The 11,617-nt window shown below is 33.9% G+C and carries 10 protein-coding genes; 3 read left to right on the forward strand and 7 right to left on the reverse strand.

What is annotated here, in order from left to right:
- Positions 1 to 3 precede the first annotated feature (3 nt).
- From HNQ90_RS16775 to HNQ90_RS16800, 6 genes are all read right to left on the reverse strand, one after another.
- A complete protein-coding gene (locus HNQ90_RS16775) occupies positions 4 to 489 on the reverse strand; it encodes an ABC transporter ATPase (RefSeq protein ID WP_144118083.1) in 486 nt (161 codons plus the stop codon).
- 74 nt (positions 490 to 563) lie between these two features.
- The gene (locus tag HNQ90_RS16780) at positions 564 to 1,355 is read right to left on the reverse strand and encodes a (Fe-S)-binding protein (protein WP_144118084.1); all 792 of its coding nucleotides are present in this window, start codon (positions 1,353 to 1,355) and stop codon (positions 564 to 566) included.
- A 165-nt stretch (positions 1,356 to 1,520) separates the two neighbouring features.
- Complete coding sequence (locus HNQ90_RS16785) at positions 1,521 to 2,171, reverse strand: hypothetical protein (protein WP_144118085.1); 651 nt, start codon at positions 2,169 to 2,171, stop codon at positions 1,521 to 1,523.
- Positions 2,172 to 2,175: 4 nt separating this feature from the next.
- Complete coding sequence (locus HNQ90_RS16790) at positions 2,176 to 3,489, reverse strand: 4Fe-4S dicluster domain-containing protein (RefSeq protein WP_144118086.1); 1,314 nt, start codon at positions 3,487 to 3,489, stop codon at positions 2,176 to 2,178.
- A 5-nt stretch (positions 3,490 to 3,494) separates the two neighbouring features.
- On the reverse strand, positions 3,495 to 4,436 hold the full coding sequence (locus tag HNQ90_RS16795) for an MlaD family protein (RefSeq protein WP_144118087.1): 942 nt from the start codon (positions 4,434 to 4,436) through the stop codon (positions 3,495 to 3,497).
- A gap of 51 nt (positions 4,437 to 4,487) precedes the next feature.
- Positions 4,488 to 5,588 (reverse strand): N-acetylmuramoyl-L-alanine amidase family protein, encoded by a 1,101-nt coding sequence (locus tag HNQ90_RS16800; protein WP_144118088.1) that lies wholly within the window; start codon positions 5,586 to 5,588, stop codon positions 4,488 to 4,490.
- Between the two features lie 173 nt (positions 5,589 to 5,761).
- On the opposite strand from HNQ90_RS16800, the gene HNQ90_RS16805 reads away from it, so the two are divergent.
- Both HNQ90_RS16805 and HNQ90_RS16810 read left to right on the forward strand, forming a co-directional pair.
- Positions 5,762 to 8,509 (forward strand): putative LPS assembly protein LptD, encoded by a 2,748-nt coding sequence (locus HNQ90_RS16805; RefSeq protein ID WP_144118089.1) that lies wholly within the window; start codon positions 5,762 to 5,764, stop codon positions 8,507 to 8,509.
- A gap of 86 nt (positions 8,510 to 8,595) precedes the next feature.
- The gene (locus HNQ90_RS16810; RefSeq protein ID WP_144118090.1) at positions 8,596 to 8,976 is read left to right on the forward strand and encodes a Rid family detoxifying hydrolase; all 381 of its coding nucleotides are present in this window, start codon (positions 8,596 to 8,598) and stop codon (positions 8,974 to 8,976) included.
- Positions 8,977 to 8,986: 10 nt separating this feature from the next.
- Here HNQ90_RS16810 and HNQ90_RS16815 read toward each other — a convergent pair whose 3' ends face one another.
- Positions 8,987 to 10,360 (reverse strand): ATP-binding protein, encoded by a 1,374-nt coding sequence (locus HNQ90_RS16815; RefSeq protein WP_172625932.1) that lies wholly within the window; start codon positions 10,358 to 10,360, stop codon positions 8,987 to 8,989.
- A gap of 168 nt (positions 10,361 to 10,528) precedes the next feature.
- On the opposite strand from HNQ90_RS16815, the gene HNQ90_RS16820 reads away from it, so the two are divergent.
- Positions 10,529 to 11,569 (forward strand): GMP reductase, encoded by a 1,041-nt coding sequence (locus HNQ90_RS16820; protein ID WP_144118092.1) that lies wholly within the window; start codon positions 10,529 to 10,531, stop codon positions 11,567 to 11,569.
- Positions 11,570 to 11,617 lie beyond the last annotated feature (48 nt).

An 11,617-nucleotide genomic window follows, 5' to 3' on the forward strand; every position in this document is an offset into this window, starting at 1 on the left:
GGCTTATTTAACAAAACGCCCATGCCAGCTTTCGCTTGCAGGTACTTCCCAGTTTTCTTTAAATTCTGCTATATTGTTGACTAAATTATTGAAAACAATGGTGTTTTTAGAAACCGCTTTATCCTTAGCCATTTTTCTGAAATCTGAAAGTGTTTTATGAGCAACGTATTCCCCTTGTTTGTAAGACACATTCATTTTATCCATTAAATCGACATTATAGTCTTTTTCTAATTGTTGGATAAAATGCACAGATGAATCAATAGAGCAACCTGTTGCTTTACTTACATCTTGATTTAGAGCTAATACAATAAAACGTTTGTATTTGATTGTATACCCTGCTTGTAAATCGCTACCATGAGCTGTCCAATTTCCTATAAAAATATCGAGTTTAGCTCGGATTTCTTCAAGTTCGACCTCTGAAAATGAACGGTTGGCTTGGTAAATCCAAACTCTTGATTCTTCTGGTAATGTTATAAAATCTACTAGCATTTAATTTACTTATTGGGGGTTTTAATTTTAACTAAAACTTAAATTTAGATTCCTGCTTTTGCAGGAATTTATTTTTATAAACCTTGAGCATTTGCAATTAATTCTGCAATGTCTAGAACTTGAACTTCGCTTTCTTTTTCTTTTGCTTTTACACCATCTGTCATCATGGTATTGCAATACGGACATCCGGTAGCAATAATATCTGGATTGGTTTCTAGAGCGCCTTCTGTACGAAGTACATTAATATCCATATCGCCTTTTTCGGGCTCTTTAAACATTTGCGCACCACCAGCACCACAACACAACGCTGTACGTTTATGTCTTTTCATTTCTGTTAGTGTTGCTTTGGTTTTTTGCAACACTTCTCTTGGCGCATCGTACTCGTTATTGGCTCTACCCAAATAGCAAGGGTCGTGAAATGTAATACGTTTGCCTTTATAGGTATCGTTTAAGCCTTCTAGCCTACCAGCGGCTATAAGTTGATTTATAAACTGAGTATGGTGTAGAACTTCGTACTGCCCACCTAAACTTGGGTATTCATTTTTTAAACAGTTAAATGAATGCGGATCGCAGGTTACTATTTTATTTATTTCGTAAGCGTTTAAAATCTCGATGTTTGTAACGGCTTGCATTTGAAATAGAAACTCGTTTCCGGCGCGTTTTGCAACATCGCCTGTACAACTTTCTTCGGTTCCTAATACGGCAAAATCGACATTGGCTTTGTTTAAAATTTTAACAAAGGCTTTAGTTATTTTTTTTGCTCGATCATCAAAACTACCTGCAGATCCTACCCAAAATAATATTTCGGGTTGTTTTCCTTCTGCCATAAAATCGGCCATTGTTGGTACTTTTAGTAATTCGCTCATAATATTTTATTTAATACCTACTTTGATTTTACTCTTTGCAGGATTATTATTAAATGTTGGTTGCTGCGTTAGGGATTGTAGCGACATCCTTTTTTTGCTGCCATAAATGGCAAAAAAAGATATAGCGTAAAGCCCGACCCTTGCGGTAACGCCAAATTTATTTTATTACTCTTCTTTTTTACGCAATAACATTAAATCTTGGTTATATGTTTTTACACTTTCTAGCAAGCTAGCTGGAACAATGTTATAGAATAACGGGGAATCGGCATCGTAATTAACCATAACCCAGTTGTTATTTGTGTGATTGTCCTTTAGGATAATGGTGATGCGATCTTTCATGAAAATATCGAGTGCATTATTGGTTTTAAATGTAACATCCATACCTTTTGAAGCCATCATGATTTTCATCATGGTTTTAGCTTCGTCGTCGAATTCTTGTTTATGAAAGGTCATATCCATTTTCATATCGTAAGAGACAAAAACGTACTTTACACTATCTTTTTCGTTGGTAAAAACTTCTGATAATTTATAGTTAGGTACCGTTTTGGGTATGTTTATTGAAAAATCTTCATTCCCCTCGAACATGCTTTTAAAAACATCTTTTATGGCATCTTTTGGTGCTATTTCGAATACTTTTGGATGCGTCATGTCAATAATAGCATCGTAATCCCTATTATTCATGTCTGCGAACATTTGTAGGGCTATTTCATTGACTTCCTTAAGTGCTTGTTCGTTATTTTGTGCGAAACCAAGAGCACTTAAAAGCATTACGGCACTAAATAAAAATCCTTTAATAATTTGTGTTTTAGGAGTCATAGTTTTATTCGTCTTTCCAGTTTAACCTATCCATTTGATTGTATGGCCAAGGTGCTCCGTTATTCTCGATATTAGTCATCATGTTATTTAATTCTACTGGTGCTGCAGATTGCTCCATAACTAAATAGCGACGCATTTCTAGAATGATAGACAGCGGATCGATACTTACTGGACACGCTTCTACACAGGCATTACAGGTTGTACACGCCCAAAGTTCCTCGTTTGTGATGTAATCGCCTAATAATTGTTTGCCATCGTCCTTAAACTCGCCGTTATTGGCATCGATATTTTTACCGACTTCCTCTAAACGGTCGCGAGTATCCATCATTATTTTTCTTGGCGATAATTTTTTACCTGTTAGGTTTGCTGGACATTCGCTAGTACACCTACCACATTCTGTACAGGTATATGCATTTAATAATTGTACCCAGTTTAAATCTTGCACATCGCTAGCTCCAAATTTTGCTGGCACGTCATCTTCGGCACCTTCGGCAGGAGCTGCAAATGGATCTGCGTTTGGATCCATCATCATTTTCACCTCGTTGGTTACCGCCTCTAGGTTGTTAAACTGTCCTTTAGGTTGTAACTTCCCGTAATAGGTATTTGGAAAGGCTAATAATATGTGTAAATGTTTTGAATAGTATAAATAGTTTAGGAACACTAGTATGCCTACAATATGCAACCACCATGCACCACGCTCAATAACATGCAAAGTACCTTCTGACATCCCAGAAAACCAAGGTGTGATAAATTGGCTGATTACATTACCTGAGTTTAGGGCTTGAAATTGTAAATCGGTAGCATTCATGACTAAAAAAAGCGTCATTAATACCATTTCGAAATACAAAATATAGTTACCATCATTTTTAGGCCAGCTTGTCATTTCGCTTTTCCAGAAACGTGCTATTTTTATAACATTTCTACGAATCCAAAATATAATTACTGAAATAAAAACTAGACATGCTAAAACCTCGAATGTTCCTATTAAAAATCCATAAACCGATTGTGGTAATACACTTAACCCAATACGGTGTGTACCTAATAAACCGTCGATTATAATTTCTAGAACTTCGATGTTTATAATGATAAAGCCAACGTAAACAACCACGTGTAAAAACCCAGAAATTGGGCGACGTACCATTTTACTTTGACCTAAGGCAATCATAGCCATGTTTTTCCAGCGTTGCGACTTGTTATCGCTAACATCCTTATCCTGACCTAGTTTGATATTCCTTATTAGCTTTTGTACGTTTTTAGCAAAAAAGCCAACGCCCAAAAAGAGTACTATTGCAAATAGTATGTTTGGTATATATTCCATAGTGTTTAGTTAGATTCTGGTTCTTGGTAAGGTATTTCTTTTTTGGAAAGAATTCTGGTGTAGCGGTTAGGATGTAATTTAAAATCTAATAATAGAGCCTCCAATTCGCTAGTTGCTCCTTCTAAATTATTATACAATTGATCATCCTTTAATAATTTACCCATAGTACCTTTACCATGCTCTAAATCAGCTAAAAGTGTATTAAAATTTGCTAAAGTAGATTCTAAATTTTTAACCGTTTGTCCTAAATCTGACTGCGATAATGATCCTGAAATTTTAGTTAAATCGCTTGTTGCTTTTTCCGCATTTGTTAAAACCGCGTCAATTTTAGCTTCATTAGCTAACATTAATTGGTTTAATGAGTTTGATGTGCTTTTAAAAGAATCTATTGTAGAACTTAAACCAGCTATACTTGTTTGTAGGTGTGCTTTAGTTTTTTCGTCGAAAATATCGTTTATATTACTAAGTAGTGAATCTGCACCGACCATCATAATTTCTATTTTTTCTTGTAAAGGTGTTAAGCGTTGGTTTACTAACTCGGTTAAACCTGCTTTTATAGAACCTTTTAAAACGGTATTATTTGTCGCAGTTTCAGCGCCATCGAAAGCAGGAACTATGGCAATAGCCTTACCTCCTATTAAGCCCGTTTCGTATAATTCTGCTCTACTATTTTTCGAGAATTTAAAATCGCTATCTACTAAAAGCTCTATAAGTAGTTTTCCTGAGCCATCGCCTTTAAAGCCTATTTTGGTAACCTGTCCTACAGCAAGTCCATTAATAGTTACAGGCGTAGATGGCACTAAGCCTTCAACGTTTTCGTATTCTGTATAAAACGTAAGCGATGAGTTAAAAAGGTCTCTTCCTTTAAGGTAATTAAAACCATAATATAATAATATGATGCCTAATAATACGAGTACGCCTGTTTTTACTTCTCTTGTTATTTTCAAAATTGAATGCTTTAGATAAACAAATTTAATATAAATTTAAGAAGAATGCCTCTAATTAGTTACTGATTTTAAAGCTTCGGTAAGGGCAATCTTTTTACCGTCTTTAAAAGCAACAATAAAACTTGATTTATAACCTTTGTTTTTAGCTTCACGCTCTAGCCCTTTAATACTTTCATAATCAGAAGTGTTACCATAGAAATATTTATACAATCCGCCCTCCTTATCTCTAGAAATGGTACTTAGCCCTTTAAAGTTATAAGGTTTAGTTTCTAAAGCTTTTGAACTTGCTGCTATTTGAACCTTAAAGGTAATATTAGCAGAATTACTTGAAGTTGTTTCTATTGTGCTATTACCTATTTGATAATCGCTAACATTAGTTTCTAGACTTTGCTTGTACTGTAAAATAGCTTCTTTAATAGCATTAGCCATTTGAATTTGTCCTTTACTAGAATTTAAATAAGCACCTTCGCTTTTATTTGTTAAAAAACCTAATTCGACAAGTACACTAGGCATTACCGTTTGATGTAACACTATAAAACCGGCTTGCTTTACCTTTCTGTCTTTTCTGTTTAATTTACTAGTGAATTTTTTCTGTATTAAGCCAGCCAATTGGATACTTTGGTCTAAATATTCTTCCTGACTTAACAAAATACTCATTACCGATTCTGGTGAGTTAGGATCGAATCCTGCATAGTTTTTTTCGTAATCCTCCTCCATAAAAATTACAGAGTTCTCTTTTTTAGCGACTTCAAAATTGGTTTTATTACGGTGTGTTCCTAAAACAAAAGTTCCGGCTCCATAGGCTTGCGAAGTATGCGAATCGCAGTGAATAGATACAAATAAATCTGCCTTTTCCTTATTCGCTATCTTACCTCGTACAAATAAATCGATAAAAACATCTGTTTTACGCGTATAAACGACCTTAATATCTGGATTTTTTTCTAATTCCTTTCCAACGGCTAAAACGGTTTTAAGGGCTATATCCTTTTCCTTATAACCATTTCCTAAATTTCCAGGATCTTTACCACCATGGCCAGCATCTAACACAACTACAAACTTATTTCTAGCGGTTTGAACATCACTTGTTATAAATGAAGATAATGTTAATACTATTATAAAAGATACGAAAATTAATAACTTGTTCGTTTTCATTTGATGAATACTATTTTAAATCGTTTGCAGCTTAAATCAATACAAAGCATCTTTTATTGATGCCAAAATAGAATGAACTATTTATTTGATTTTAACGGCTAAAAAAGTGGGTTTATTTTAATTTTAAATTTTTAGTTGATTATTAAATCAATCACAAAAAAATATATGTAATTTTGACTTTTCAAAAACCGAGCCATACTTTTACAAAAATACATTTAAAAGCGTTGCATACAAACAACTTTAAAATACTTTTTGCACTAAGTTTTACTGTGTTTATCAACACGTTAAGCTTTTCTCAAGATATCCCTGAAAAAGGAAAAAGCATTAACAGAACTGTTAAGGATAGTTTAGTTCCTAGTGTTGACAGTCTCGATGTTTTAAATACTTCAGAGAAAATACAGGATACCATAACAAAAGATTCTATAAAACCTAAAAAGGATTTGTTAGAAAACATAGTGAAGTATCACGCTAAAGATTACACGACTTTCAGTAATAAAAAACAAAAACTCTACCTATATAATGAAGCCAAAATAGATTATGGCGACATGAATATTACCGCAGGTAGTATAACTATAGATTATAATACCAACACCGTTTACGCTGTAGGAATTACAGATTCTATTGGAGCCTATAGTCAAAAACCGGTTTTTACACAAGGTAGTAATGTTGTTGAGCCCGATTCTATCGTTTTTAATACAGAAACCCAAAAGGCCTTAATTTACAATTCAAAAACAGAACAAGGTGAAGGTACCGTAATATCAGAGCTTACTAAAAAAGAAAACGATTCGGTTTACTTTGTTAAAGATGCAAAATATACTACTGCAAGTAATTTAGAAGATCCAGAATATTATATAAAATTAAGAAAAGCTAAAATTGTTCCAGGAAAAAAAATTGTTACTGGTTTGGCTAACTTATTTATATATGATGTTCCAACGCCTTTAGGGTTGCCTTTCGGCTTTTTTCCGCAAAGCGAAACACAAACATCGGGGGTTATTATTCCAACCTTTGGAGAGCAAAATACAAGAGGTTATTTTTTACAAAATGGTGGTTATTATTTTGCTATTAACGATTACGTCGATTTAGCTGTTTTAGGTGATTATTATACCAATGGTAGTTACGGACTGCGTTTAGAAAACAAATACAAAAAACGCTATAAATACAGTGGTAATATCGGGTTTAGATATGAAAACCTGATTACTAGCGAACGTGGGTTTTCAGACTACGCTAAGAATACCATTTATAACTTAAGGTGGTCTCACAGTCAAGATTCAAAAGCAAACCCAAATTCTCGCTTTTCAGCTTCGGTTAACTTAGGTAGTAGTTCTTACTATCAACAATCTGTTAATCAGGTAAACGTTGCTAACTTTTTAAATAATACCTTATCATCTTCTGTATCGTATTCCAAAACGTTTCAGGGCGAACCACAGGTTAATTATAGTGTAACAGCTACGCACTCTCAAAACACTAATACTGAAGAAATAAACATGACACTTCCAACTTTTCAAGGAAGCGTTGGTAGAGTTTATCCGTTTGCCTCTAAAAATGGTTCTAAAAAGGGTATTATACAGAATATAAACTTACAGTATAACATTCGTGGAGAGAACAGAATCTCGACAACCGATTCTTTATTCTTTAAAAAAGAAATGTTTGACGAAGCTAAAGCAGGTTTTCAACATTCTATTCCAATATCGACCAACTTTAAATTATTTAAATACTTTAGTGCTAGTGCTAGTAGTAGTTTTAATGAAGTTTGGACGTTTAAAACCGTTGATAAAACTTATGATACTACCGATAGAGAAGTTGTAACAGAAACCGTTAATGGTTTTGATGCTTTTAGAACGTATAACTTTAGCACCAGTTTAGGAACCACAATTTACGGTATGTTTAATCGTGAAAAAGAAGGTAAAGACGTGAAACTTAAAGCTATTAGACACGTTATTAGACCATCTATTAGTTATAACATTAATCCTGCCTTCGATAAATATTATGATACTTACGAGGTTGTTAGTGCAGATGGTTTAACTACTAGCGATGTTGATTTCACACGTTTTGAAGAAAGCATTTTTGGAACGCCTAATAAAACATTTTCAAGTTCTATGGGGATTTCTGTTTCTAATAATCTTGAAGCAAAAGTTAAAGACAGAGATAGTACAGCTACCGAGGATAAAAAAATAACCATTTTTAATAACTTAAACTTTTCTACCTCGTATAATTTTGCAGGAGATTCATTAAAATGGAGTCCCGTTCGTGTTAGTGGTGGTACGCAATTGTTTAAAAACAAAATGAGCATAAATTTTGGAGCTACTTTAGATCCTTACGCTTTAGATAATAATAACACTAGAATTGACACCTATAATATTGATAATGGTGGTAGCCTTTTTAGGTTAACCAACGCCAACATGAATGCTAGTTGGTCTTTTTCTAGTAAAGACGGCAAGAACAAAGACAAAGATTCCGACCTCGAAGAAAACAGACGTAGTGGTGGTCGTGCCGATGATTTGTTTGGTGTTTCTCAAGATTTTTCAAATCAGCAAATAGAGGATAAACGGGGTGAAAAGGAAGAAGAATCTAGTGAACTCTATAACTTTAAAATACCCTGGAGTTTTAGGGTCGCCTATGCTGTAAACTATGGTAATAGTGCGCGGCAAAATGAAATATCATCACACTCTCTTATGTTCTCTGGTGATATTGAATTGTCCACAAAATGGTCTGTAGGTGGTTCATCGGGTTACGATTTAAAAAATGCAGGTTTCACGTATACACAGTTACGTTTTGAACGTGATTTATTAAGTTGGCGCATGAATTTTAGCTGGGTTCCTTTTAGTACCAGAAGTTCTTGGAATTTCTTTATTGGTATTAAATCTAGTATCTTAAGCGATCTTAAATACGAAAAACGTAGGCAAGCCGATATTCAACTCTAAACCTGTTTAGGTTCATCATACTATTAGACTAAAAAAAACGTAAACTGAAAATTCTTTTTTTTCGGATAACTAAAAATCACACTATTATGAAAACCATTATCACAACAAAAAATGCTCCTGCTCCAATAGGACCATATAATCAAGCTATCCTAACCGGTAACACCTTATATACTTCTGGCCAAATTGCTATAAACCCAGAAACAAATGTATTAGTTCTTGACTCCATAGAAGAAGAAACTAAGCAAGTGATGCAGAATTTAAAAGCTGTTTTAGAAGCCGCAGACATGACATTTGAAAACGTTATTAAATCTTCTATATTTATTAGTAATATGGATAACTTCACCACAATAAATGCCGTTTACGGAAGCTATTTTAATGATGCTAATGCACCAGCAAGAGAAACTGTAGAAGTAGCAAGATTACCTAAAAGTGTTAATGTAGAAATTAGCATGATAGCCGTAAAATAAAAGTTAAGGCTTAATGGTGACTTGTAAACTTTTGTAATAAATCTTTAAGCCTTAAAACATCAATTGGTTTTGGTAAAAAATCATCAATACCAGCTTGTTTTGCTTTTTCAATATCCTTCTCGAATGCACTGGCAGATACTCCAATAATTGGTGTTTTACTTCTATAATATTTATCGGTTTCCTTAATGAGTTTTGTAGCTTGATACCCATCCATATCTGGCATGTAAATATCCATAAAAATCATATCGAAGTCCAATATTTTATATAGCTCCACCGCCTCTAAACCATTTTTAGCAAACGTACAATCGGCACCTTGCTTCTCTAAAAGGAATTTAATTACCTTTTGGTTCATTCTATTATCTTCTGCAATTAGCACATTAAATTTAGTAGATAATATAGGTTCGCTAGTTTCCTCAATCTTCTTAACGTTTAAAGTCTTTTTAAGCTGAAGGCTAAAATAAAACGTAGACCCTTCATTTTCTTTACTTTCCAACTTGAGCTCCCCACCCATAAAATCAACTAATTTATGCGAAATGGATAAGCCCATGCCTCCACCTCTATAATCCTTTTTGATTTTATTATCATAAACGCCATCAAAATTATTAAAGACATGCTTCACATCTTCCGCCTTCATCCCTATCCCAGTATCCTTTATATAAAAGGTAATAATTTGATCGTTATCAATACCTACAGATTGATCAACTATTATAGAAATTTTTCCCGCATTAGTGTACTTAATAGCATTATTAATTAAGTTAATTAATACCTGTTGAATTCTTTTCGAATCGGCAAAAACCAAAAACTTTCCTCTATCTTCAGATATAAATTTATATTCAAACTCCAAGCCTTTTTCCCAAGCCTGATATTCTAATATTTTAAAGAGTTGCGATAAATCGGTTTTTAAATCGGTAGTTTGCATATTCAACTCCAACTCCTTATCGTTAGATTCTTGATTATCCGAAACCATATTTACCAATTGCATCAAGTGTTTTGAAGAATATTCGGCTATTTCAACCTGTGCAGTTTGGTCGCTATTAAGTTCTGTTTGCCTTAACATGTTCAGCATACCTAAAACCGTGTTTAGTGGTGTACGCACCTCATAAATCATGTTCGCTAAATATATAGATTTTTGGTTTGCAACCTCATCCGCATGTTCTAAGCTTTCTTTTAACTCTTCGGCTCTGGCCCTAAGATTTTTTTCTACAACATCATTTTTAAGCTGATTTTTTAAAAAATATTGCAATGCCAAAACCTGTAATATGGCTAAAACAAATAAAAATATCGCAGCGCTTTGTGCATAAATTTTCTTTTCAAGGTAAAAGTATCCAATAAGTAAAATGGCAGCAATAGAGCCAAAAATGAAAAAAGATAACTTCTTTTTCATTTTTAATTGTTTTATAGACTTAGGGAATCCTTTCATTAATTAGTGCTTTTAACAAACTTATCTATAAATATACGAATTAGCAAGACTATTATTTAGAATTATGTGGTTTACTTATTACGAAAATACTTAAATTTAAGCTTTAATCATTTAATAAAAAATAGTTCTTTAATGCGCATAGAATACGAAATAAAATTAGGGTTTAAAGATGTCATGATTCGTCCAAAACGTTCAACATTAAAAAGTCGATCGGAAGTTAACCTAGAACGCGAGTTTAAATTCCTTCATAGCCCAATGACTTGGAAAGGCATTCCAATAATGGCAGCCAATATGGATACCGTTGGTACATTTGAAATGGCAAAAGCGCTATCAAAAAACAAACTTTTTTCGGCCATACATAAACATTATAGTCTAAATGAATGGGAAGACTTTTTAAAAAGCGCCCCTGCAGGCATAGAAAATTATATTGCTGTTAGTACCGGAATTGGTAAACATGATGCCGATAAACTATCAAAAATAATCATCAAACATCCTCAACTTAAATTTATTTGTATTGATGTAGCCAATGGCTATTCTGAATATTTTACAGATTTTGTTAAGCAAACACGCAGTACATATCCCGATAAAGTTATTATTGCAGGTAATGTAGTTACTGGCGAAATGGTAGAAGAGTTATTACTCTCAGGAGCCGATATAGTAAAAGTAGGTATTGGACCAGGTTCGGTATGTACAACACGTGTTAAAACCGGAGTGGGTTATCCGCAGTTATCGGCTATTATAGAATGTGCAGATGCTGCTCATGGTTTAGGCGGACAAATAATAAGTGATGGCGGATGCGCTATTCCAGGGGATATCTCGAAAGCTTTTGGTGCCGGAGCAGATTTTGTTATGTTAGGTGGTATGTTAGCTGGACACGACGAAAGCGGCGGAGAAACCATTGAGCGAGATGGCGAAAAATACAGAAAGTTTTATGGCATGAGTTCTGAAACTGCTATGGATAAACACGTTGGTGGCGTTGCAGAATATCGCGCTAGCGAAGGTAAAACCGTAGAGGTGCCATATCGTGGTAAAGTTGAAAAAACATTACAAGATATTTTGGGCGGTATACGAAGTACCTGTACTTATGTAGGTGCAGCACGATTAAAAGAGCTTACAAAATGCACCACCTTTATTAGGGTTGCAGAACAGGAAAACAGAACCTATACACAATAAAAAGTTAAGCTTATTTTTAATGGGTGAAATCTTAATTATAGTGCAAAA

The organism is Algibacter amylolyticus (assembly GCF_014202225.1).
Taxonomy (GTDB): Bacteria; Bacteroidota; Bacteroidia; order Flavobacteriales; family Flavobacteriaceae; genus Algibacter_B; species Algibacter_B amylolyticus.

What these genes read in the sequence shown, in the direction of transcription:
- HNQ90_RS16775 (WP_144118083.1), bottom strand. Translation starts at nt 489, where the DNA reads ATGCTAGTAGATTTTATAACATTACCAGAAGAATCAAGAGTTTGGATT.
- HNQ90_RS16780 (WP_144118084.1), bottom strand. Translation starts at nt 1,355, where the DNA reads ATGAGCGAATTACTAAAAGTACCAACAATGGCCGATTTTATGGCAGAA.
- HNQ90_RS16785 (WP_144118085.1), bottom strand. Translation starts at nt 2,171, where the DNA reads ATGACTCCTAAAACACAAATTATTAAAGGATTTTTATTTAGTGCCGTA.
- HNQ90_RS16790 (WP_144118086.1), bottom strand. Translation starts at nt 3,489, where the DNA reads ATGGAATATATACCAAACATACTATTTGCAATAGTACTCTTTTTGGGC.
- HNQ90_RS16800 (WP_144118088.1), bottom strand. Translation starts at nt 5,588, where the DNA reads ATGAAAACGAACAAGTTATTAATTTTCGTATCTTTTATAATAGTATTA.
- HNQ90_RS16810 (WP_144118090.1), top strand. Translation starts at nt 8,596, where the DNA reads ATGAAAACCATTATCACAACAAAAAATGCTCCTGCTCCAATAGGACCA.
- HNQ90_RS16815 (WP_172625932.1), bottom strand. Translation starts at nt 10,360, where the DNA reads ATGAAAAAGAAGTTATCTTTTTTCATTTTTGGCTCTATTGCTGCCATT.
- HNQ90_RS16820 (WP_144118092.1), top strand. Translation starts at nt 10,529, where the DNA reads ATGCGCATAGAATACGAAATAAAATTAGGGTTTAAAGATGTCATGATT.